This is a genomic window from Paracoccus sp. S4493 (assembly GCF_000967735.1).
In the GTDB taxonomy this organism is placed as follows: Bacteria; Pseudomonadota; Alphaproteobacteria; order Rhodobacterales; family Rhodobacteraceae; genus Paracoccus; species Paracoccus marcusii.
Window position 1 is genome coordinate 1 of record NZ_JXYF01000090.1, and the last position, 23,453, is coordinate 23,453.

Sequence of the window (23,453 nt, forward strand, 5' to 3'; positions counted from 1 at the left end):
ACGGCGCGCCGCGATGCTGTCCTATGTGATCGATCTTTATGCGGGTGATCTGCGGGCCTGCCCCGACGCGGTCGATCTTGACGGGGCGCTGTTCGACCGGACGGGATACTATGCCCTGGGCCGTCGCGGCGCGGACGGCCAGATCCGCGAACGCCAGCTGGACTTTCACGGCGGCCTGCGCTGGCGCTATGAGGAGTTCCTGCCGGCAGACCGTCGCCGCATCGACCGCATCGCGCTGTTCCGCGCCGCCCCCGGCCTGACGGTGACCGCCGACCACCGCTTCTCGATTGAGGAGTACAACACCTATTCCTGTCCCTGGCACCACAACCTGACGGCCGCGGTGGCATCCTTTCGGGTCGCCAAGGCGCTGGTACGCAACCCCGGATCGCGCGAACAGGTCCGCGACATGACCTGGCGCAATTCGCACCGCTTCGACTGGACCAGCCAGCAGCTGATGGACCTGGGCCTGATGGAGCCGGGACAGTGGTTCTAGACGGCTGCGGCTTGCCCTTGCGCGGGTCTTGCCCCGGATGATAGACCCTGCGGCAACCTGAAAAACCGACCGGCCCGCAGGGGCTGCACAGATGAAGGCATGACCCGGATGGCATTGACCCAGACCAGCTTCGACCGCGACGACCTGCTTGCCTGCGCGCGCGGAGAACTGTTCGGCCCCGGAAATGCCCAGCTGCCCGAACCGCCCATGCTGATGATGGACCGCATCACCGACGTGTCCGAGGACGGCGGCGCGCATGGCAAGGGCCATATCGTCGCCGAATTCGACATCACGCCCGACCTGTGGTTCTTCGGCTGCCACTTTCCCGGCAACCCGATCATGCCCGGCTGCCTGGGCCTGGACGGGCTGTGGCAGCTGACCGGCTTCAACCTGGGCTGGCGCGGCTGGCAGGGGCGCGGTTACGCCCTGGGCGTCGGAGAGGTCAAGCTGACCGGCATGGTGCGGCCCGACCGCAAGATGCTGCGCTATACCGTCGATTTCACCAAGGCCGTCCAGACCCGTCGCCTGACCATGGGCGTGGCCGATGGCCGGGTCGAGGCGGACGGAGAGCTGATCTATCAGGTCAAGGACATGAAAGTGGCCCTGTCGGCCAGCTGACCCCACCCATTCAAGGAGGCCCCCATGCGTCGTGTCGTCATCACCGGGCTTGGTATCGTATCCCCCATCGGCAACAATGCCGACGAGGTCACTGACAGCCTGCGCGCGGGCAAGTCGGGCATCGTCTTCGCCCCCGAATATGCCGAGCACGGCTTTCGCAGCCAGGTCCACGGCATGCCGCAGATCGTGCTGGAGGACCATATCGACAAGCGCAACCTGCGCTTCATGGGTCCGGGTGCCGCCTACAACTTCCTGGCCATGGAACAGGCCATCAAGGACAGCGGCCTGGAGGAAGGCAACGTCTCGAACGAGCGCACCGGCTTGATCATGGGATCGGGCGGGCCGTCCACGTCGAACTTCTTTCTGGCGCATCAGACGGTGATCGAGAAGGGCAGCCCCAAGCGCATGGGCCCCTTCATGGTCACGCGCTGCATGTCCTCCACCAATTCGGCCTGCCTTGCCACGCCCTTCAAGATCAAGGGCGTGAACTACTCCATCACCTCGGCCTGCGCGACGTCGGCGCATTGCATCGGCAACGGGGTCGAGCAGATCCAGATGGGCAAGCAGGACATCGTCTTCGCCGGCGGCGGCGAGGAGCTGGACTGGACGCTGTCGTGCCTGTTCGACGCGATGGGCGCGATGTCGTCGAAATACAACGACACGCCCGAGACCGCGTCGCGCCCCTATGACGCGACCCGTGACGGGTTTGTCATCGCGGGCGGCGGCGGCGTCGTCGTGCTGGAGGAACTGTCCCACGCCCTGGCGCGCGGCGCCAAGATCTATGCCGAGGTCACGGGTTACGGCGCGACCAGCGACGGCTACGACATGGTCGCCCCTTCCGGCGAGGGCGGCGAGCGTGCGATGCGCGTGGCCATGTCCACCCTGCCCGAGGACCGCAAGGTCAGCTACATCAACGCGCACGGCACCTCGACGCCCGTGGGCGATCTGGGCGAAATCAAGGCCATCCGCCGCATCTTCGGCGAGGGGTCGACCCCGCCGGTCAGCTCGACCAAGTCGCTGACCGGGCATTCCCTGGGTGCGACCGGCGTTCACGAGGCGATCTACAGCCTGCTGATGTTGCAGAATGACTTCATCGCGGCCTCGGCGAACGTCACGACGCTGGACCCCGAGATTCAATCGGGCGAGATTGCGACCAGCCGCGTGGACAACGCCGGGTTGGATTCGGTCCTGTCGAACAGCTTCGGCTTTGGCGGCACGAATGCCACCCTGCTGATGTCGCGCTATCAGGACTGAGGCAAAGGACCAACGCATGGGCGATCTTCTGAAGGGCAAGCGCGGGCTTGTGATGGGGGTCGCCAACGAGCGGTCCATTGCTTGGGGCATCGCGCGCGCGCTGGCCGACCAGGGGGCAGAGCTGGCGTTCAGCTATCAGGGCGAGGCGTTCGGCAAGCGGGTCGAACCGCTGGCGGCCTCTGTTGGGTCGGACCTGCTGGTCGATGTGGACGTGACGAACGACGCGTCGCTGGACGCGGCCTTCGCCACGCTGGCCGACCGGTGGGGGTCGATCGACTTCGTGATCCACGCCGTCGCCTTCTCCAACAAGGACGAGCTGACCGGCCGGTTCATGAACACCAGTCGCGCCAACTTCAAGCACAGCCTGGAGATCAGCTGCTATTCGCTGATCGAGGTCGCGCGCCGCGCCCATCCGCTGATGGCGGCCAAGGACGGATCGGGCGGCGGGTCGATCATCACCCTGACCTATGGCGGGTCGAACCGCGTGACGCCGTTCTACAACGTCATGGGCGTCGCCAAGGCTGCGCTGGAAAGCAGCGTGCGGTATCTGGCCAACGACCTTGGCCCGGACGGCATCCGCGTGAACGCGATCAGCCCCGGCCCGATGAAGACGCTGGCAGGCGCGGCCATCGGCGGGGCGCGCAAGACCTTCCGCCACACGGAGGCCAATGCGCCCCTGCGCGCCAATGCCACGTTGGAATCCATCGGCGGCACCGCCGTCTGGCTGCTGTCCGACTGGGGCGCCTGCACCACCGGAGAGATCGTGATGGTCGATGGCGGCTATCATGTGCTGGGCATGCCGCAGAGCGAGAACCTGTAGCGGCGATCACGACAGGGGGGCGGCGGCATGGCGGTTTTCACGGCGGGTGACGGGGCGCGCATCGCCTTTTCCGACCAGGGGACCGGCCTGCCCGTCCTGTGCCTGGCGGGCCTGACCCGCAGCATGTCCGATTTCGACTATGTTGCGCCGCACCTGACCGGGGTACGCCTGATCCGCATGGATTACCGCGGCCGCGGCGCGTCCGAATGGACCGGAGCCGAAACCTATACCGTCCCGCGCGAAGCGCGCGATGTGATCGGCCTGCTGGATCATTTGGGGATCGACCGTGCCGCAGTGCTGGGCACGTCGCGCGGCGGCCTGGTCGGCATGATGCTGGCCGCGACCGCGCATGACCGCCTGTCAGGCCTGTGCCTGAACGATGTCGGCCCCGAGATCGCGCGTGCCGGGCTGGAGCGGATCTTCGACTATGTCGGACGCAATCCGGCGGCTGCCAGCCATTCCGAACTGGCGGCGCGCCTGCCCGGGCTGATGCCGGGCTTTGCCGACGTGCCGCCGGGACGCTGGCTGGAGGACGTGCGCCGCCATTACCGCGAAACGCCGGAGGGGTTGCGCATCACCTATGACCCCGCCCTGCGAGAGGCGTTCCTGGCCGCGTTCCAGGGCGATCCGGTCGATCTCTGGCCGTTGTGGCAGGCGACGGCCGGCTTGCCGGTCGCACTGATCCGGGGGGCGAATTCGGACCTTCTGTCGCCTGCGGTGGCCGCGCGCATGAAGGACATGCGCCCGGACCTGATCCTGGCCGAGGTGCCCGGCCGCGCCCATATCCCCTGGCTGGACGAGGCCCCTGCCCTGGACGCGATCCGCCGCTGGCTGGCGGCCTGCGGCGCCTAGCCGCCGATCGCCCGCAGCGCCCAGAACAGCGCCCCCGACAGGGCCGCCGCCGCCGGAACCGTGACGACCCAGGCCGCACCGATGGTCAGCACATGCGACCGGCGCACCAGCTTGCGGCGGCGACGCTCCTCGGGGGCGGTGCGGGGGCGTTCGGGGGCCTGCCCCTGCACGGCGCGGGCGCGGCGGGCCGCGTCCCATTCGCGAAAAAAGCCCACCCCGAAGATCGCACCGACCGCGATGTGGGTCGAACTGACCGGCAGGCCCAGCCAGCTGGCCAAAATCACCGTCAGCGCCGCCGACAGCGACACGCAATAGGCCCGCATCGGGTTCAGCTTGGTGATCTGGCTGCCGACCATGCGGATCAGCTTGGGTCCGAACAGGAACAGACCGAAGGACAGGCCGAACGCCCCGATCAGCATCACCCAAAGCGGGATGGCCACGGCCTCGGCCGTGCCGCCCGATCCCAGGGCCTGCACGATGGCGGCCAGCGGCCCGACGGCATTGGCCACGTCATTGGCACCATGCGCAAAGGACAGCAGCGCGGCCGACACGACCAGCGGGATGCCGAACAGCACCTTGAGCGACTTGTTGCGGTTCTCCAGCCCGCGCGACTGGCGGCGGATCACCGGGATCATGACGACCCAGCAGACCAGGCCCAGCACCGCGCCGATCATCAGCGCCCCTGAGAAGGTCACGTCGACGATCCGGCTGAGACCCTTCAACGCCAGGTAGGCCGCGAACGCGCCCGCCATGATGCCGATCAGGACCGGCACCCAGACGCGCGCGGCCGCGATCTTATCGTCGCGATATATGATGCGCGCCTTGATGAACCACAGGAAGGCCGCGGCGATCAGCCCGCCCAGCACCGGAGAGATCACCCAGCTGGCCGCGATGGTCGCCATCGTGGGCCAGTTGACCGCGCCGAACCCGGCCGCGGCGATGCCAGCGCCCATCACGCCGCCGACGATGGAGTGGGTGGTGGAGACCGGTGCGCCGATCCAGGTCGCCAGGTTCACCCACAGCGCAGATGACAGCAGCGCCGCCATCATCGCCCAGACGAAGATGCCTTCGGTCCCGATCGTCTGCGGATCGATGATCCCGCGAGAGATGGTGCTGACCACGTCGCCGCCCGCGATAAGCGCGCCCGCGGTCTCGAACACGGCGGCGATGGCGATGGCGCCCCCCATGGTCAGCGCATTCGCGCCGACCGCCGGGCCCATGTTGTTGGCCACATCGTTGGCGCCGATGTTCAGCGCCATGTAGGCGCCGAAGATCGCCGCGACCACGACGATCAGCGTGTTGTCGGTCTGTCCGAAGGCGACCATCGCCCCCAGCCCGGCCAGCAGCACGAAGGCCAGCGCGACGCCCGGCGCGACCAGCGGGCGCGCGACATAGGCGGTAGCGTTTTCCAGCGCCGAGAACCGCCCCAGGTCGCGGTCCAGCGTATCGAGATGTCGGGCTTCCAGGTCGTTTTGGGCCATGATGTCCTCTGGTTGGCGCAGCGGGGGCCTAGGGCGAAACGGCGCTCAGCGCAAGCATTGCGGCGGCAGGGTGCCGATCCGGGCAGCAAAAAGCCGGGCCTGTGTGAATGTAATCCTTTTCAGAAGTAATGAAATCCATTACATCTATGGACAACCCCCGGAGGAGCGGGGACCAGAGGAGAAGATCATGACATTTGCAAGAACCGCCCTGATCGGTGGACTGGCCACGTTGGTGGCACCGATGGCGATGGCCCAGGATGCGGCCACGTCCGACCTGCCCATCGCGGTCCAGATGTATACGCTGCGCGACCACGGCACGCTGGATGACCAGCTGGCCGCCGTCCAGGCGGCGGGCGTGACCGCGGTGGAGACCGTCGGTATGCAGGACAGCACCGCCGAGGACCTGTCGGCCAAACTGCAGGAATACGGGATCGAGGCGATCTCGACCCATGCCCAGCTGGCCGATCTGCGCGCCGACGCGCAGGCGGTGATCGATTTCAACAAGGCGATCGGCAACGACGTCATCACCGTCCCCTATCTGGCCGAGGAGGACCGCCCTGCGGATGCCGCCGGCTGGACCGCCCTGGGCGAGGAGCTGGCCGCGCTCAGCGAGACGCTGGAGGCGGCGGACATGACGCTGGCCTATCACAACCACGATTTCGAGATGGTCGAGTTCGACGGCCGCACCGCGCTGGAGATCATGATGGAGGCCGCGGGCGAGGACGTCATGGCCGAGCTGGACCTGGCATGGGTCGCGCGCGGCGGGTTGGACCCGGTCGAGTATCTGGGCCGTTTCGACGACCGCGTCTTTGCGATCCACGCCAAGGACAACGCCCCCGAGGGCGAGGCCGAGGACGAGCGGGGCTTCAAGGCGCTTGGCGAAGGCACGCTGGACTGGGCCGCGATCCTGCCCGCCGCCGAGGAGGCCGGCGCGCAGTGGTACATCATCGAGCATGACCAGCCCCTGGATGCCGCCGAGGTCGTGATGACCGGCGCCACCTTCCTGACGGAAAACCTGCCGGACAGCGCCACGCGCTGAACCCTCCCTGCCGGACAGGTTGACTGGGGCCGCGACATCGTCGCGGCCCCTTTTTCCGTATCGCGATGCCGGGTGACGATGCCGGGGCCCACCGCGGGGGCGGACCCGGCCGGATCACATCGGGCGGACCCAGATGTTGCGGAAGCTGACATCCGCGTCATGGTCCTGCAGCTGGATCGGCGCGCAGTCATGCGCCTCGTAGGCCGGATAGCCGATCCATTCGGTCACACCCTGGATCTGGGCGTGGTTCTGCACCACAACGCCGTTATGCAGGACGGTGATATGGGCCGGACGGCGCAGCGCGCCTTCGTCCGAAAAGATCGGCGCCTGGAAGATGATGTCGTAGGTCTGCCATTCTTCCGGTGCGCGCGAGGCGTTCACCAGCGGCAGGTGCTGCTTGTAGATCGACCCCGCCTGCCCGTTCGCATAGGTCGGGTTCTCGAAGCTGTCCAGAACCTGCACCTCATAGCGGCTCTGCAGGAAGATGCCGCTGTTGCCGCGGTCCTGGCTGTCATGCCCCTCGTTGTTCGGCGGAGAGCGCCATTCGACATGCAGCTGCACGTCGCAGAAGCTTTCCGTGGTGCGGATGTCGCCCGATCCGCGCGCGACGCGCATCGCGCCGTCCTCGACGACCCACTCGGCGGCGCCGCCGTTCACGGATTCCCACCTGTCCAGGTTCGTCCCGTCGAACAGCACGACCGCGTCCGACGGCGGCTCGCCCTCGGGGGTCTGGACCAGCAGCGGCTCGGGGCCCGCGATCTCGGTCACGCGGGACTGGGCCTGGCGTTCCTCGCGGGTCGGCTCGGGGGCGTCCTGGGCCAGGGCGGGGGCGGCCAACGCCAGCAGCGCGGCCATCGATGTCATCAGTTTCATGGCAATATCCTTTGCGAAAGAATGCGGCCCCGGACATGCCGGGGCCGTTGGCGGGATCACGTGGCCCAGGCCGGGCCGCCGTCGTATTCCAGATCGCCGATGTACTCGCCCGGCACCGGCTCATAGCGCAGCACCTGCGTCGCACCGACTTCGGAGGTGAAGAACCCGAACAGCGTCAGCTGCTGGATCGGCGTGAACCAGTGCAGCGCCGGCAGGTCCGCCTCGGTCTGGGCCTGCGCGGTGGCCGCGGTGTCGGCCGACTGCTGCTGATCGCGGGCCTGGATGCGCATCTCCTCCTTGGCCTGGGCCACGACGGCGGCCTGGGCGCTGGCGGCGACCATGGCCTCCTGCAGCATCTGCTGGCGCTCCTCGGCGGTCAGGTCCTCGAACGGCTTGCCGAACTGTGCCTGGGCCTCGGATTTCAGCGTGTCGATGCTGTCGCGGAACGCCGCCTGCTCCTCGGCGTCATAGCAGTCGCTGACGAACTGGGTCATGAAGGCGCCCACGCCCGCATCCTTGGCGCCCGGCGTGTCGGTGGCGGGAATGATCGTCTCGGCCACCTCGTCCAGGAAGGCCGCATCCTCGGGGGTGAAGAGGTTCTCTCCGGTCTTGGTCGGGACATAGGCCATCACCCGGCCCGCACCCAGCATGGCCGTCCCGGTGACGGCGGCGATCATCGTCAGAAGGTCGCGACGGTTCATCACAGATCTCCGTTCTTGAGGGCTTTGACGGCGTGATCCGCCGCACGCGCGGTCAGCGCCATGTAGGTCAGCGACGGGTTCACGCAGCTGGCCGAGGTCATGCAGGCCCCGTCCGTCACATAGACGTTCGGCGCATCCCAGACCTGGTTGTTGCCGTTCAGGACCGAGGTCTTCGGATCGCGGCCCATGCGTGCCGTGCCCATCTCGTGGATGCCCATGCCGGGGGCATAGTCGCGGTCGACAGGCTTGACGTCCTTGACGCCGGCGGCCTCCAAGATGTCGACGGCGTCCTGCTTCATGTCCTCGCGCATGCGCATCTCGTTCTCGCGCAGGTCGACGCTAACGGACAGGACCGGCAGGCCCCACTTGTCCGTCGTGCCCCGGTCAAGCGAGATGGCGTTGTCGTGATAGGGCAGCATCTCGCCAAAGCCGGTCATGCCGATGGTCCAGTTGCCCGGCGTCGACAGCGCCTGCTTCAGGTCCGCACCGATGTTCAGTTCGGCGATGTCGCGCTGCCATCCCTGGCGGCTGGCCGATCCCTGATAGCCGAAGCCGCGGGTATAGGGCCGCTCCTCGCCGTCGATGTTGCGGAAACGCGGGATGTAGAAGCCCGCCGGACGGCGCCCGAAGTAGTACTTGTCATCGAACCCCTCGACCCGGCCCTCGGCGCCGACGCGGAAATGGTGGTCCATGACGTTGTGGCCCAGTTCGCCCGACGACGACCCCAGGCCGCCTTCCCAGACATCGGTGGCCGAGTTCATCAGCACCCAGGTCGAATTGAAGCTGGAGGCGTTCAGGAACACCACGTCGGCGGTGTATTCATAGGTCATGTTCGTCTCGGCATCGATGATCTCGACCCCGGTCGCGCGCTTGCGGTCCTTGTCGTACAGGACCTCCTTGACGATCGAGAACGGCCGCAGCGTCAGGTTGCCCGTGGCCATCGCGGCGGGCAGCGTCGCGGACTGGGTGCTGAAATAGGCGCCATAGGGGCAGCCCAGCCAGCACTTGTTGCGATACTGACAGGCGACGCGGTTCTGGTCGGGCAGTGCCTCGGTGATGTTGGCCACGCGGCTGTTGATCAGGTACCGCTTGCCGCCAAAGGCGTTGCGCAGGCGTGCGGCCACGTCCTTTTCGACGATGTTCAGCGGGATGGGCGGCAGGAACTGCCCGTCGGGCAGGATGTCCAGCCCCTCGTTCGTCCCCGAGATGCCGGCAAAGCGTTCGGCATGGTCGTACCAGGGCGCGATGTCGGCATAGCGGATCGGCCAGTCGGTCGCGATCCCCTCGCGTTCGTTGGCGGTGAAGTCGGTGTCCGAGAAGCGATAGGACTGGCGACCCCACATCAGGCTACGCCCGCCGACGTGATAGCCCCGGAACCAGTCAAAGCGCTTGGCCTCGACATAGGGATTCTCCTGCTCGTTGGCCCACATGCCGAAGGTCTGCTCGTTCAGGGGATAGTCGCGCGACAGGACGGGATAGTTGTCCTTCATCTCCATGGTCGCGGTGCCGCGGTGGGGATAGTCCCAGGCCTCCTTGTCGGCGTTCACATAGTCGGTCAGATGCTCGATGTTGCGGCCACGCTCCAGCATCAGGACCTTCAGGCCCTTCTCCGTCAGCTCCTTTGCGGCCCACCCGCCGCTGATGCCCGATCCGACGACGATCGCGTCGTAATGCATGTTGTCTGCCATCTGGCGTTCCTTTCTAGAAATTGCTTGAGGCGTTCAGACGTCGCAGGTCAGCACCGCATCACGCAGCGATGCGGCGGCGGCCTGCGGGGCGGGGTCGCGCGGGATGAACTCCTGCGCCACCCAACCCTGATAGCCCGTGTCCCGGATCGCCCTGCAGATCGCGGGATAGTTCAGTTCCTGACTGTCATCGGGGTCGTTGCGGCCGGGATTGCCGGCGGTGTGGTAATGCCCGAACCAGCGATGGTCGCGCATGATGGTGCGGATCACGTCGCCCTCCATGATCTGCATGTGGTAGATGTCATAGAGCAGCTTGAACTGCGGGCTTTGCAGCCGTTCGCACAGCGCCACGCCCCATGCGCTGCGGTCGCACATGTAATCGGGATGATTGACGCGGCTGTTCAGCAGCTCCATCTGCAGCACGACCCCGGCGTCGCGGGCGGCAGGCAGGATGCGCGACAGGCCCTCGGCGCAATGGCGCAGGCCGTCTTCGTCGGACATGCCCCTGCGGTTGCCGCTGAAGCAGATCAGGTTCACATGCCCCGCTTCCGCGACCAGCGGGATGTGACGCAGATAGCGTTCGGTCAGTTCGTCGTGGTTGGCAGGGTCCGCCCAGCCATCCTCCAAGCTGATCTCGGCGCCGTTGCACATCGAACTGGCCAGCCCGTGTTCGGCCAGCACCGGCCAGTCGTCCGGACCGCACAGGTCGATCGCGCCCAAGCCGGTCTGGCGGGACAGCTGGCACAGGTCGGCTAGCGGCAGGTCGCCAAAGGTCCAGCGCGCCACGGAATGGTTGATGTTGCCCTGCAGCCCCGCAGGCTGCGCATCCTGGGCCATCAGGGGCACCGCCCCCAGCCCCGCCCCAAGCGCCGCAAGGCCGCTGGCGCCGTGAAACAGTCCGCGCCGGGTCATAGTCGCGCGGTCCGACAGATCGGTCATGGTTATCCTCCCTTTGATGCAGGCCCCGGTCACGCCCTCGGGCGAAATATGAAACCGTTTACATTTCGGGGCGGAACGACCCCCTCCTCCGGGGTCGGAATGCGGCGCGGGTCACATCCCGCGCCGCGTCGTCGTCAGTACGGGCTGTCTTCGAAATAGAAGCTCTCGGCGTTCTCCGGGGTTATCAGCTCGGAGGCGATGATGAATTCGCCCGACATGGGCGCGCCGGAGGTCAGGCCCAAAGCGGTCATCTCGATCGCGGTCGAGATCATCGCCGGCGGATAGGTCACGTTCACCGGCACCGTCGGATCGCCGTCCTGGATGCGCTGGACCATCTCCTTCATCCCGGCGCCGCCGACGACGAACATCTCCTCGGTGCGGCCGGCCTGGTCGATGGCCGCCAGCGCGCCCACGGCCATGTCGTCATCCGCCGCCCAGACCGCATCGATCTCGGGGAAGCGCGACAGCCAGTCCTGCATCAGGTTGAAGGCCGTGTCGCGGTTCCAATTGCCGTGATCCATGGCCAGCACCTCGATGCCCGACCCTTCCAGCGCAGCCTCGAAACCCGCCACGCGCTCGTTGTCGACGGTGGAGGCGATGCCGCGCATCACAACGACCTTGGCGCCCTCGTCCAGGGTATCGGCGAAATAGGTTCCTGCGGTGCGGCCGAAGCTGTCGTTGTCACCCGCGACATACAGGTTCTCGATGCCCTCCTGGGCCAGGCCGCGGTCGACGACGGTGACCCAGACGCCGCTGTCGGCGATGCGCTGGATCGGGCCGGTCAGGGGCTCGGATTCGAAGGGCAGGACGACCAGCGCGTCGATGCCGCGGGTGGCAAGCATGTCCTCAAGGTCCGACACCTGCTGCCCGGGATCGGAGGTCGTGGTCAGCACGAATTCCAGATCGGGGTTCGCCTCGGACAGCCGCGCGACGGTGCGTTCGGCGTGAAAGTTCAGCGCCCCCGCCCAGCCATGCGTCGCCGCCGGGATCGAGATGCCGATGGTTTCCGACAGCGCCGGGACAGCGGTCAGGCCCATCAGGGCGGTCGTGGCAATCAGGGTCTTTCTCATGGTGGTTACTCCTCCCACAGGTGAAAATCAGCGTGCGGCGCCGGTGTTGCGCTGCAGCACGACGGCAAGGATGATGACGACGCCCTGGATGGCACCGTTCAGATAGGGGCTGACGAAGTCGGTCAGGTTCAGCAGGTTGCCGATCAGCGACAGGATCAGGACCCCCACGACCGTGCCCCAGACCCGGCCGAAGCCGCCCTTCAGCAGGGTGCCGCCGATGATCACCGCGGCGATCGCCTCCAGCTCCCACAGCAGGCCTGTGGTGGCGGATGCCGATCCAAGGCGCGGCACGTACATCACGACCGCGATGCCGACCAGCGTGCCCAGCAGGACATAGGTCATCAACCGCACCCGCAGCACCGCGACCGAGGAATAGCGCGCGACCTTCTCGTTCGAACCGATGGCGGCGCAGTGGCGACCGAAGGCGGTGTGGCGCATGGTGATCTCTCCCAGGATCGCCAGCACGGCAAAGACGATGATGGGCCAGCTGATCCCCAGGATGCCGTCGTAATAGACGGGCCGGTACAGCTCGCGCATCTCATAGCCCAGGGACAGCGTGCCGCCGTCGGCCAGCCAGGTCACCAGGCTGCGATAGATGCCCATCGTGCCCAAGGTCAGGATGAACGCCTCGATGCCGGCGCGGGTGATCAGGATGCCGTTGATGAAGCCCGCGGCCAGTCCCGTGAACAGCGCCAGCGCGATGCCGATCAGGATGACGGGCAGCCCGCCGCCCATGCTTTCGGTCAGCATGTTCATCACCAGGATCATCAACCCTGCGACGAACGCCGCCATCGACCCGACGGACAGGTCCAGCCCGCCCGCGGTGATGACGAAGGTCATGCCGATGGCGATGATGCCGATGAAGGCCGACCGCGCCAGCACGTTCGTGATGTTGGCAAAGCTGAGGAAGTTCGGGTTCAGCGCCATGCCGATCAGGACCAGCACGATCAGCGCCACGATGGGCGCGACGACGGCCAGATTGACCCTGGGACGCCGGGTCGGGGCGGTGGTTGCCATGCTCATGCGGCGCTGTCCTTTTCATGTCCGCCCTGGGAATGGTCCATCCCCATGGCCAGACGCACGATATTGCCCTCGGTCACGGCCGCGTCGGCCAGTTCGCCCACGATGCGACCAGCATGCATGACGACCACGCGGCTGGCCAGACCGATCAGTTCGGGCATTTCCGAGGAGATGACGATGATGCTGCGGCCTTCGGCGGCCAACCGTGCGATCAGGGTATAGATCTGCTGCTTGGTGCCGATGTCGATGCCGCGGGTGGGTTCGTCGATGATGACCACCTGGGGGTCCGACAGCAGGGTCTTGGCCAACAGCAGCTTCTGCTGGTTGCCGCCTGACAGATCGCCCACCGCCATGCCGCGTTCGGGCGCGCGGATCGCGAAGTCGCCGATGGCCGTGTCCAGCGCGGCCTCCTCGCGCTTGCGGTCGATCAGGGGGCTGCCGAACCGGTCCAGCTGGCCCAGGGTCAGGTTCTCGCGAAGCGTCTTGTCCAGCAACAGACCCGCGCCCTTGCGGTCCTCGGTCAGATAGACCAGGCCGGCCCGCATCGCCTGCGCAACGTGGTTGGCGGGCAGGTCCTGCCCCTTCAGGCGCACGGTGCCGCTGCGCGGGCGCAGGCCCGCGATGGCCTCGGCCAGTTCGGTGCGCCCCGATCCGACCAGGCCGCCGATGCCCAGCACCTCGCCCCGGTGCAGCACCAGGGACGCGTCATGGACCACACCGGGCACGCTGACGCCCTGCGCCTCCAAGATCGGCTCGGCCCCGTGGGCGGCCTTGGGCGGGAACAGGTCTGACAGCTCGCGCCCGACCATGGCGGTGGCCATGTCGTCTTCGGTGACGTCGGCGGTCAGGTCCGACCGCACCATCGTGCCGTCGCGCAGCACCGTCACGCGGTCGGCGATGCGCTTGACCTCGCCCAGCTTGTGCGAGGTGTACAGGATCGCCACCCCTTCCGCCCGCAGGCGGTCGATCTGGGCGAACAGCACCTCGGTCTCGCGTTCGGTCAGCACGGCGGTCGGTTCGTCCATGATCAAGACGCGCGCCTTGCGCGACAGGGCCTTGGCGATCTCGACCATCTGCTTGTCGGGGACCGAGATGCGGTTGACCGGCGTGCCCGGATCGACCCGGCACTGCAGCTGACCCAGCAGATCGGCCGTCTGCGCCCGCATCGCCTTGTGATCCAGCAGCAGCCCGCGCTGCAGTTCGCGGCCCAGGAAGACGTTCTGATCGACCGACAGGTGTTCGGCCAGGTTGAACTCCTGATGGATCATGATGATGCCCAGATCCTCGGCCTCGTCCGACCCGGCAAAGGTGATGGGCTTGCCCTGCCACGTCACCTGCCCGCCCGTGGGGTCCAGGTATCCGGCCAGGATCTTCATCGTCGTGGACTTGCCTGCGCCGTTCTCGCCGATCAGGGCGTGGACCTCTCCGGGATGCAGGGCGAAATCGACGCCGTGCAGGATCTCGATGGGACCAAAGGACTTGGTGACGCCGTTCAGCGCCAAGATGGGATCGGTCATGGCGTCACCTGGACCCAGGCCGCATCCGCCGCGTTCGACCGGATGCAGGCGTCAATGAACTGCAACCCCTCCAGCCCGTCGCGGATGCCGGGAAGGGTGTCGGGCATGGTGCCGCTGCGGATCGCCTGCGCGGCTTCGGCGTAAAGGTTCGCGAACCCCTCAAGGTATCCTTCCGGATGGCCGGGGGGCACGCGGCTGCCGTCCTGGGTGCTGCCCGGCCCGGCGCGGCGCAGGATCTGCGCCGGCTTGCCGAAGGGGGCGTATCTCAGCGTCTCGGGCGTGTCATGCTGCCATTCCAGGCCGCCCTTGTCGCCATAGACCCGCAGCCGCAGGCCGTTCTCCGTTCCCGGCGCCACCTGCGAGGCCCACAGCATCCCCTTGGCCCCCGACGCATAGCGCAGCAGGATATGCGCGTTGTCGTCCAGCCTGCGGCCGGGGACGAAGCTGGTCAGGTCTGCGGCCAGCCGGTCGGGCAATTCGCCAGTAACGAACCGCGCCAACTGGAACGCGTGCGTGCCAATGTCGCCAATCGCGCCCCCGGCGCCCGCGCGCTCCGGGTCGCCGCGCCATGCGGCCTGCTTGCTGTCCGTGTCCTGGGTCAGCCAATCCTGGGCGTATTCGACCTGGACCAGCCGCAGCGTGCCCAGATCGCCGCGCGCGATCATTGCCCGGGCCTGCCGGATCTGCGGATAGGCGGAATAGTTGTGCGTCAGGATGAACAGCGCATCCGACCGCCCGGCCAGGTCGGCCAGAGCCTGCGCCTGGTCCAGCGTCGCGGTCATCGGCTTGTCGCAGATGACATGGATGCCCTGTTCCAGAAAGGCGCGTGACACGGGTTCATGCAGGTGGTTCGGGGTGCAGACCGACACGGCCTCGATCCCGTCGGGACGGGCAGCCTCGTCACGTGCCATCTGGCGGAAATCGCCATAACTGCGGGTGATGCCCAAGGCACGCGCACTCTCGGCCGCGCGCGTCTCGTCCGAGGACAGGGCGCCGGCGATCAGGTCGAACCGGCCGTCCAGCCGCGCGGCAATGCGATGGACGTTGCCGATCATCGCCCCCTCGCCGCCCCCGACCATGCCCAGACGGATCGGGCGGTTCATCGGGACAGCCCCAGCATGCGGCGGTTGGCTTCCATGTCGGCACCCCCATCGGCGAAATCGTCAAAAGCGCGGTCGGTCACGCGGATGATGTGGTCGCGCACGAAGGCCGCCCCTTCGCGGGCGCCGTCCTCGGGGTGCTTGATCGCGCATTCCCATTCGACCACCGCCCAGCCGTCGAACCCCATCACCGCCAGCTTGGAAAAGATCGCGTCGAAATCGACCTGACCGTCGCCCAGGCTGCGGAAGCGGCCGGCGCGCTGCGCCCAAGGCTGAAATCCGCCATAGACGCCCTGCCGACCAGTCGGGTTGAATTCGGCGTCCTTGACATGGACCATGCCGATCCGGTCGGCATAGATGTCCAGGTTCTCAAGATAATCAAGCTGCTGCAGCAGATAGTGCGACGGATCATACAGCATCTTGGCCCGCGGATGCTGGTCCAGACGGTCCAGGAACATCTCGAAGGTGATGCCGTCGTGCAGGTCCTCTCCGGGATGGATCTCGAAGCAGATGTCGACACCGCGGCTGTCGGCATGGTCTAGGATCGGACGCCAGCGGGCGGCCAGTTCGTCGAATGCCGCCTCGACCAAGCCCGCGGGGCGCTGCGGCCAGGGATAGAAGTATGGCCAGGCCAGCGCGCCCGAGAACGCCGCCATCCGGTCAAGGCCAAGGTTGGCCGACGCATCGATGGTCTTGCGCATCTGGTCCACCGCCCATGCCTGACGGGCCGTCGGATTGCCCCGCAGCGTGGCCGGGGCGAACCCGTCGAACGCCTCGTCAAAGGCCGGATGGACGGCGACCAGCTGACCCTGGATATGGGCCGACAGTTCGGTGATGGCCAAACCGTTGGCTTGCCCCTTCAGATCGTCGCAATACGTGGTCGAGGTCGCGGCCAGATCCAGGTCGATCAGTGCCTCCGCCCCCGACGGCACCTGTACGCCCAGATAGCCGCAATCGGCAGCCCATGCCGTGATGGCGCCAAAGCTGTCGAACGGTGCCTGCGGGCCCACAAATTGGGCCAGGAAAAGGCCGGGGCCCTTGATCGTCTTCATACATCCTCCCGGAACTTCCCCTCCGAAGTTCCCCTTGCCCGATTCCGCATCATGTAATCGGTTTCATCCGACGTTCTCACAGGATGAAAAGGTTTACAACATCAATTTTTCCGCTAAGCCTGAAGCTGTCCCGAACAAAGGTTTCTTGTGTCAGATCAATCCCGTCCGCCCCGAATCCATGATGTCGCCAAGCTGGCGGGGGTGTCCGTGGCGACGGTCAGCCGGGCCATCTCGAACCCGTCGATCGTGTCGGAAACCACGCGCAAGGCGGTCGAGGCGGCGATCGCGCAGACCGGCTACACGCTGAACTTCACCGCCCGGAACCTGCGTCAGCAGCAGGTGGGCGGCGTGCTGGCGCTGGTGCCGAACCTGGCCAATCCGTTCTTCTCGCAGATCCTGTCGGGCATCTCCGAGGTGCTGCGCCGCCACAACCTCAGCCTTTTGGTGATGGACACGACCGCGGTGCCTGACCAGCCGGCGATGAAGGTGCTGGGCCCCTATCTGACGCGGTCGCGCTCGGACGGGGTGATCGTGCTGGACGGGCAGATGGAGGCGGGCCTCTTCGCCCGTCCCGGCTGTCCGCCCCTGGTGCAGGCCTGCGAATGGATCGACGGCCTGTCCGCCCCCCGTGTGCTGGCCGACAATGTCGAAGGGGGCCGCCTGGCCGCCCGGCACCTGACCGACCTGGGGCACCGCCGCATCCTGCACCTGACCGGGCCGCAGGGCAGTTCGCTGACCCTGTCGCGCCGCCAGGGCTTCCTGCAGGGTCTGGCGCAGGCGGGGCTGCCCGATCCCGGCCCCGGGGACAGCATCACCGGCGATTTCACCGCCCGGTTCGGCCAGCAGATGGCCGCGCAGGTGCTGGCCATGCCCGACCGTCCCACCGCGGTCTTCTGCGACAACGACGAGATGGCGATCGGCCTGATGCACGGGCTGATCGTGGCCGGGCTGCGGGTGCCGCAGGACATCTCGGTCATGGGGTTCGACAACATCGAGATGGCGGCCTACAGCAGCCCCGGCCTGACCACGATCCGCCAGCACCGCGCCCGCCTTGGCCGGCGCGCCGCCGAAGTCCTGCTGGCCCGCATGCAGGGCCAGCAGGTCACCGACAGCATCACTCTGGGCGTCGATCTGGTGGTCCGCGCCAGCACCGGACAGGCGGCAAAAACGTGACTTGTTCCAGGCGGCGGGGATTAATATTGTACGGTTGAACGTCGGGGACATGGCCCGCCGCAACAGGATGACGATGCCCGACCCCACGCTGCCCGAAGCCCTGCGCGCCCAGATCGCGCGGTCGCGGATCGCCATTTTCCTGGCGGCGGCGATGCCAGACATGCCGCTGTGCATGGTCAACGACGCCTTCTGCCGGCTGACCGGCTTTGACGCCGATGACAGCCTGGGCCGCAACTGCCGCTTTCTCCAATCCTCCGCCACGCCGCGGGACCAGATCGGCGCGATGTCGCGGTTCCTGGCCGACGATGCACAGGACGACGGGCGGTTCCCGGTCCTGAACCGCACCCGCGACGGGCGTTCGTTCATGAACCTGGTGTTCATGTCCAAGCTGCGCGGCGGCGACGGCACGCTGCGTTTCGTGATCGGGTCGCAGTTCGACGTGACCGCATCGGACGCGGCAGGAACGATCGCGCGCGATGATGTGGCACTTAGCCGCAACATGGCGGACTTGCGCCGGGCCGCGGGACAGTTCGGACTGATCATGTCGGATTCCACGGGGCTGATCGCCCGTTCGATCAGCACGCTTGCAAGGATCACGTTGCGCGATGAATGACGCCTCGCCCGCACGCGCCACCACGCGTCCGCCCTTCGCCGTCGTCGGCATCGGCGCCTCGGCCGGGGGGCTCGAGGCGCTGCACGACCTGCTGCGCGACGTCCGGCGCGAGGACCCGGCCGCCTATGTCGTCATCCAGCACCTGGACCCGACGCATGACAGCGTTCTGGCCGAACTGCTGGACCGGCGCACCGCGCTCAGCGTGCAGCAGGCGACCGACGGCACGGTGCTGCAGCCGGGTCATGTCTATACCATCCCCCCCGGCGCGCGGATGCTGATCAGCGACGGACGCCTGCACCTGACCGATTTCGACCAGCCGCGCGGGCTGCGCCGCCCGATCGACGACTTTTTCGAAAGCCTTGCGCATGACCGCGGCCCGGCCGCTGCCTGCGTGATCCTGTCGGGCACGGGGGCGGACGGCACGTTGGGGCTGCGCGCGGTCAAGGAACATGGCGGCATCTGCGTCATCCAGGAACCGCGTACCGCCCGGTATGACGGAATGCCCCTCTCGGCGCAGTCGACCGGGCTGGTGGACTATGTTCTGCCGCCGGAACGGATCGTGCCCGCCATCCTGCAGTTCTTTGATTCCAGCGAAACGCAGCAGGCCGACGACGCGATGCTGGCCGATGCGCGGCTGATCTGCCAACACCTGCTGGACCGGTGCGGGCACGATTTCTCGGGCTACAAGATGACGACGCTGGTGCGGCGCATCCGCCGCCGGCTGCAGGTCCTCAACATTGCCGGCACGCGCGACTATCTGCGCCACCTGCAGCGCCATCCCGACGAATGCGAGGCGCTGCTGAACGAGTTCCTGATCAACGTGACGCGGTTCTTCCGCGACCCCGAGATGTTCCAGGCGCTGCGCGAACAGGCGATCCGCCCAATGGTCGCGGCCGCCGACGGAGAGGAGTTGCGCGTCTGGGTCGCCGGCTGCTCATCCGGCGAGGAGGCCTATTCCGTCGCGATGCTGATCGATACGGAAATGCGCGCCGCCGGATTGCGGCCCCGCTTCACCGTGTTCGCCAGCGACATCGACAAGAAGATGATCGAGATCGCCCGCGCCGGCACCTATCCGATCAGCGCCTTGGCCGACATCCCCGAGGAGATGCGCGCGGCCTATACCACACATCGCGACGCGCTGATGCAGATCACGCCGCAGTTGCGCGACCGGGTACGATTCTCGCTGCATTCGGTGCTGCGCGATCCGCCCTTTGCGCGGGTCGACCTGATCTCCTGCCGCAACCTGCTGATCTATCTGGACGAAGGTCTGCAGTCTCAGGTGCTGCCGCTGTTCCACTATGCCCTGCGCCCCGGCGGCTACCTGTTTCTGGGCCCGTCCGAAGGGGTGCGTCGCGAATCCATGCACTTCACCGAGCTGGACCGCCCCGCGCGGCTGTTCCAGCGTGACGCGACGCCCGCGCGCCTGCCGCTGGACATGCCGTTCCTGCGGTCCGAGGGCGACCGCCCCTCCCCCGGCCCCCGCAGCCGTAAGGCCGAGGACGGCGCGGCCCGCGACGGGGCCCTTGCCGCACAGCGCAGGGTGCTGGACCGGTTCGCGCCCGCCTCGCTGCAGGTGTCGCCTGCGGGAGAGGTCCTGTGGACGGCGGGCAGGCTGGGCCGTTTCCTGGCCGTCGATCCGACCGCCAGAAAGCCGATCCTGGCACCGCAGATCGTGCATCCGGGCCTCAAGGAGGCGGTGACCGCCGCGCTGGACCAGGTGGCCGGAACGGGCCGCGCGGCGATCCTGCGCAACCTGCTGGCGCGGTCCGACCTGGGGGCGCAGCCGGTGACCCTGTTCGCGGAACCCCTGCCCGATCGCAGCGTCCTGCTGGTGTTTCACGACGCGGGCGCACAGGCCCTGCCCGACACGCTGGACGAGACGGATGAGCTGAGCGTCACCGAATCCCGGTCTGACCTGCTGGAGGAGCAGCTGCGCCTGACGCGGATCGAGCTGCACGGCGCCGTCCAGGAGCTTGAGACCGCGAACGAGGAGCTGAAGAGCTCGAACGAAGAGATGATGTCGATGAACGAGGAGCTTCAGTCCACGAACGAGGAGCTGAGCACCGTCAACGACGAGCTGAAGTCCAAGATCGACGACCTGACGGCCGCCAACAGCGACCTGCAGAACTTCTTTTCCGCGACCAAGATCCCGTTGCTGGTGGTCGACCGCGACGTGCGGGTGCGCAACTTCACCGCCGCGGCGCTGCAGATCTTTCCGCTGCGCCGGTCCGATCACGGCCGCCCCCTGGCCGACGTGTCCAACGTCTTTGCCAGCGACGTCCTGCTGTCGATGGCGGCCGAGGTGGCCCGCCAGGGCGAGGCGCAGGGAACCGAGCTGGTCGAGGCCGGCGGCACCCGCGTCTGGCGCGTCGACGCCAAGCCCTATCGCGGCCCCGAGGGGCATCTGGACGGCGCCATGCTGGTCTTCGAGGACGTCACCGCGCTGCGCGACCTGCGCGTCGAGGTCGAGCGGCAGGAGGAGCGGCTGAACGCGGTGCGGTCCATGGCGCGGATCGCGGTCTGGCATTACGACGCCGCATCGCGGATGCTGACCATCGACGACAGCTCAGACCTGCTGGGCCTGGGCCAGACGGCGCAGCTGCCGCTGTCGGCCTTTGCGGCCCTGATCGCGCCCGCCGACCGTGACGGGCTGCTGGCCGACCTGCAGGCCTGCGCCGCGGGCACGGCCTTTCGGCGCGTGGTGTCGCCTTCGTCCGACGCACGCTCCACCGTGCGGTTGGAGACGGCGGCCGCGCGGTTCGGGACCGACGACCGCGATTGCCGCGTGCTGGGGGTCATGCTGGACGTGACCGCCGCGCAATCGGCCGCCACGCTGCGCGAAGCGGTGATTTCCGAGATGGACCACCGGGTCAAGAACCTGTTCACCCAGATCTCGGCGATGCTGCGGATGGCAGCCCGCGAGACCGACGATGCCCAGACCGTGGTCGAGGAGGTCTCTGCCCGGATCAATGCGCTGGCCAGCTCTCATGGAATGACCACGGCGCAGGGCACCAAGTCGCAGCTGCCCCTGGCCGATCTGATCGCGACTACGCTGGCGCCCTATGACGGTGCGCGGATCGACAGCGGCGGTGACGACCTGACCATCCCGGCCCGCCTGGTGGTCCCGATGTCGCTGATCCTGCACGAACTGGCCACGAACGCGTTCAAGTACGGCGTCCTGGGGCCGGTCGATGGTGCGCTGCAGATCACGTGGCGGCGCGATGGCGACGGGGCGGTGCTGGACTGGACCGAACGCTATGACGCGCCGCGGGCGCAGGACGAACCCGATGCGGGCTTCGGCTCGATCCTGCTGGAGGGGGCGACATCGCAGATCGACGGCACGTTGCAGGTGACGATGGACGCGGACAGCCGCCGCACCCGCCTGACCTTCTAGGTCAGCAGCGCGCCGACCTGCCGCATCTGCTGGCGCAGCATGTCGGGAATGTCGGATTCGGTCATCGTCTCGTCCCCCGCCCAGGTGCGCACGGCATGCGACAGCGCGTGGGTCGCCAGTTCGGCGATCAGCATCGCCTCGGCCTGGCGGTCGGGGCCCAGGCGGGCGTGCAGCAGCCCGCCGATCGTCAGGGCGATGTTGTCCATCGAATTGCGGAACACGGCCATCAGCTCGGGGGTGGTGTCCCAGACCTGTTCGATCATGCGGACGACCTGGCGGTCCAGGTCCTTCAGTTCCAGCATCCGTCCCAGCAACAGCGCCAGATCGTCGATCAGTGCCCCCTTGGACGTCACGATCCAATCGGCCGTGCAGGGTTCCAGCTGCGGCGGCATGCCCAGGACCGCAGCCTGCTTGTTGGCGTAATAGTTGAAGAAGGTGCGCGGACTGATCCCTGCCTCGGCGGCGATGGAATCGGTGGTGACCGCCGCATAGCCCGACCGGATGCTCAGCCGCAGCGCGGCCAGCTGGATCTCTCGGGCGGTCTGCTGGCGGCGGCGGTCGCGCAGGTTGCTGGTCATTTTCGGGGCAGTCTCCTCGTGCAGTCGAAGGAAACATTGCATAGTCCGCAAAAACATGCAATCAGCGCGCAACAGTGACGCCCCGTCGGGCGCTTATCCAGGACAAAGATGATGCCGAAACACAGCCTTGCGACCGGCGCCGCCATGGTCGCCGCGATTCTGTCCACCTCCGCGGCCTGGGCGCAGGCGCCCGAAGGGATGCCGCCCAAGCAGGTGGGCGTCATGCAGGTCGCGGTTCAGGACGTTCCGCGAATCGTGACCCTGCCCGGTCGCGCGGTCGCGGTGTCGGAGACCGCCATCCGCCCCCGCGTCGGCGGCATCGTGACCGAGATCCTTTACGATCCCGGCGCCGCGATCGAGGCGGGCACCCCGATGTTCCGCATCGAGGACACCACCTATCAGGCGAACCTGGCCAGTGCCGAGGCGCAGGTCGCCTCTGCCCGCGCCCAGGTGACGCAGTCGCAGTCGTCCTTTGACCGTACCCAACAGCTGCTGGGGTCTGGGACGACCCAGGCCCAGGTCGAACAGGCCCAGGCCGCGCTGGACCAGGCGACCGCCGCGCTGCAATCGGCCGAGGCCGACCTGACGCTGGCCCAGGCCGAACTGGGCTGGACCACGGTCACCAGCCCCCTGTCGGGCATCGCCAGCGTGTCGGCGGCGTCCGTGGGCGATCTGGTGACCGCCGGACAGGCCGACGCCATGGCTACCGTCACCCAGCTGGACCCGATCGAGGTCGACATGTACGAACCCTCGTCGCGCTTCCTCAGCGTGCTGGACGACATCAACGACGGCAACCTGCGCCTGAACGACGAACTGGCCGCGACCCTGACGCTGGAGAACGGCCGCGAATACCAGGCGGTTGGCCAGCTGGTCGCGCCCGGCGTGACCGTGTCGACCTCGACCGGGTCGATCGACACGCGGTTCCGGTTCGACAATCCCGACAACCTGCTGCTGCCGGGCATGTTCCTGCGCGGGCAGGTCGATCTGGGCGTGACCTCGGCGATCCTGGTGTCGCAGTCGTCGGCCACGCGCGACAAGGTCGGCACCCTGACGGCCTGGGTCGTCGAGGATGGCAAGGTCAGCCAGCGCCAGCTGACCGATGACGGCACCTACAAGCACCAGTGGATCGTCACAGACGGCATCGAGGATGGCGAGACCCTGGTCGTCGACGGCCTGACCGG

The 23,453-nt window shown here is 67.4% G+C and carries 20 protein-coding genes and 1 pseudogene; 10 read left to right on the forward strand and 11 right to left on the reverse strand.

The genetic code is table 11. From position 1 onward, the window contains the following. From TW83_RS12795 to TW83_RS12815, 5 genes and pseudogenes are all read left to right on the forward strand, one after another. Positions 1–493 (forward strand): annotated as a pseudogene (locus tag TW83_RS12795) (hypothetical protein); the annotation flags it as partial. A gap of 108 nt (positions 494–601) precedes the next feature. Beyond that, positions 602–1,111, forward strand: a complete 510-nt coding sequence (gene fabA / locus TW83_RS12800; protein WP_045983185.1) for a bifunctional 3-hydroxydecanoyl-ACP dehydratase/trans-2-decenoyl-ACP isomerase — start codon at positions 602–604, stop codon at positions 1,109–1,111. A gap of 24 nt (positions 1,112–1,135) precedes the next feature. Then, positions 1,136–2,365: a beta-ketoacyl-ACP synthase I gene (gene fabB / locus TW83_RS12805; RefSeq protein WP_045983169.1), complete on the forward strand. Its 1,230-nt coding sequence runs from the start codon at positions 1,136–1,138 to the stop codon at positions 2,363–2,365. 16 nt (positions 2,366–2,381) lie between these two features. Next, the gene (locus TW83_RS12810) at positions 2,382–3,185 is read left to right on the forward strand and encodes an enoyl-ACP reductase (RefSeq protein WP_045983170.1); all 804 of its coding nucleotides are present in this window, start codon (positions 2,382–2,384) and stop codon (positions 3,183–3,185) included. A gap of 27 nt (positions 3,186–3,212) precedes the next feature. After that, the gene (locus TW83_RS12815) at positions 3,213–4,037 is read left to right on the forward strand and encodes an alpha/beta hydrolase (RefSeq protein ID WP_045983171.1); all 825 of its coding nucleotides are present in this window, start codon (positions 3,213–3,215) and stop codon (positions 4,035–4,037) included. Here the strand turns inward: TW83_RS12815 and TW83_RS12820 are convergent. Continuing rightward, positions 4,034–5,518: an inorganic phosphate transporter gene (locus TW83_RS12820; protein ID WP_045983172.1), complete on the reverse strand. Its 1,485-nt coding sequence runs from the start codon at positions 5,516–5,518 to the stop codon at positions 4,034–4,036. The two genes, TW83_RS12815 and TW83_RS12820, sit on opposite strands and share 4 nt — an antisense overlap. A gap of 187 nt (positions 5,519–5,705) precedes the next feature. On the opposite strand from TW83_RS12820, the gene TW83_RS12825 reads away from it, so the two are divergent. Next, positions 5,706–6,557 (forward strand): sugar phosphate isomerase/epimerase, encoded by an 852-nt coding sequence (locus TW83_RS12825; RefSeq protein WP_045983173.1) that lies wholly within the window; start codon positions 5,706–5,708, stop codon positions 6,555–6,557. A gap of 114 nt (positions 6,558–6,671) precedes the next feature. On the opposite strand, the gene TW83_RS12830 is transcribed toward TW83_RS12825, so the two are convergent. The 9 genes from TW83_RS12830 to TW83_RS12870 form a co-directional block, all read right to left on the reverse strand. Beyond that, a complete protein-coding gene (locus TW83_RS12830; protein WP_045983174.1) occupies positions 6,672–7,430 on the reverse strand; it encodes a DUF1080 domain-containing protein in 759 nt (252 codons plus the stop codon). A gap of 56 nt (positions 7,431–7,486) precedes the next feature. Continuing rightward, positions 7,487–8,131, reverse strand: coding sequence for a gluconate 2-dehydrogenase subunit 3 family protein (locus tag TW83_RS12835; protein ID WP_045983175.1), 645 nt, complete (start codon positions 8,129–8,131; stop codon positions 7,487–7,489). Continuing rightward, a complete protein-coding gene (locus tag TW83_RS12840) occupies positions 8,131–9,819 on the reverse strand; it encodes a GMC family oxidoreductase (protein WP_045983176.1) in 1,689 nt (562 codons plus the stop codon). Before TW83_RS12840 ends, TW83_RS12835 begins: the two co-directional genes overlap by 1 nt. 33 nt (positions 9,820–9,852) lie before the next feature. Then, positions 9,853–10,755, reverse strand: a complete 903-nt coding sequence (locus TW83_RS12845; RefSeq protein ID WP_052714869.1) for a TIM barrel protein — start codon at positions 10,753–10,755, stop codon at positions 9,853–9,855. A gap of 134 nt (positions 10,756–10,889) precedes the next feature. Next, positions 10,890–11,825, reverse strand: a complete 936-nt coding sequence (locus tag TW83_RS12850; protein WP_045983177.1) for an ABC transporter substrate-binding protein — start codon at positions 11,823–11,825, stop codon at positions 10,890–10,892. Positions 11,826–11,852: 27 nt separating this feature from the next. Beyond that, positions 11,853–12,848, reverse strand: a complete 996-nt coding sequence (locus tag TW83_RS12855) for an ABC transporter permease (RefSeq protein ID WP_045983178.1) — start codon at positions 12,846–12,848, stop codon at positions 11,853–11,855. Beyond that, positions 12,845–14,362 carry a sugar ABC transporter ATP-binding protein gene (locus TW83_RS12860; protein ID WP_045983179.1) on the reverse strand — a complete coding sequence of 506 codons (1,518 nt, stop codon included), beginning with the start codon at positions 14,360–14,362 and terminating at the stop codon, positions 12,845–12,847. The genes TW83_RS12855 and TW83_RS12860 overlap by 4 nt, the downstream gene beginning before the upstream one ends. After that, positions 14,359–15,465 carry a Gfo/Idh/MocA family oxidoreductase gene (locus TW83_RS12865; protein WP_045983180.1) on the reverse strand — a complete coding sequence of 369 codons (1,107 nt, stop codon included), beginning with the start codon at positions 15,463–15,465 and terminating at the stop codon, positions 14,359–14,361. Before TW83_RS12865 ends, TW83_RS12860 begins: the two co-directional genes overlap by 4 nt. Then, positions 15,462–16,514 (reverse strand): sugar phosphate isomerase/epimerase, encoded by a 1,053-nt coding sequence (locus TW83_RS12870; protein WP_045983181.1) that lies wholly within the window; start codon positions 16,512–16,514, stop codon positions 15,462–15,464. Before TW83_RS12870 ends, TW83_RS12865 begins: the two co-directional genes overlap by 4 nt. A 147-nt stretch (positions 16,515–16,661) precedes the next feature. On the opposite strand from TW83_RS12870, the gene TW83_RS12875 reads away from it, so the two are divergent. The 3 genes from TW83_RS12875 to TW83_RS12885 all read left to right on the forward strand — a co-directional run bounded on the left by TW83_RS12875 (position 16,662) and on the right by TW83_RS12885 (position 21,694). Further along, positions 16,662–17,687 (forward strand): LacI family DNA-binding transcriptional regulator, encoded by a 1,026-nt coding sequence (locus TW83_RS12875; RefSeq protein ID WP_045983182.1) that lies wholly within the window; start codon positions 16,662–16,664, stop codon positions 17,685–17,687. A gap of 73 nt (positions 17,688–17,760) precedes the next feature. After that, positions 17,761–18,300 (forward strand): PAS domain-containing protein, encoded by a 540-nt coding sequence (locus TW83_RS12880; protein ID WP_162198044.1) that lies wholly within the window; start codon positions 17,761–17,763, stop codon positions 18,298–18,300. After that, positions 18,293–21,694 carry a chemotaxis protein CheB gene (locus tag TW83_RS12885; protein WP_045983183.1) on the forward strand — a complete coding sequence of 1,134 codons (3,402 nt, stop codon included), beginning with the start codon at positions 18,293–18,295 and terminating at the stop codon, positions 21,692–21,694. The genes TW83_RS12880 and TW83_RS12885 overlap by 8 nt, the downstream gene beginning before the upstream one ends. Here TW83_RS12885 and TW83_RS19415 read toward each other — a convergent pair. Then, positions 21,691–22,272 (reverse strand): TetR/AcrR family transcriptional regulator, encoded by a 582-nt coding sequence (locus TW83_RS19415; protein WP_052714870.1) that lies wholly within the window; start codon positions 22,270–22,272, stop codon positions 21,691–21,693. The two genes, TW83_RS12885 and TW83_RS19415, sit on opposite strands and share 4 nt — an antisense overlap. A 111-nt stretch (positions 22,273–22,383) precedes the next feature. Here TW83_RS19415 and TW83_RS12895 point away from each other — a divergent pair. Then, positions 22,384–23,453 (forward strand): efflux RND transporter periplasmic adaptor subunit (locus TW83_RS12895; RefSeq protein WP_045983184.1); only part of this gene is annotated, 1,070 nt, incomplete at its 3' end.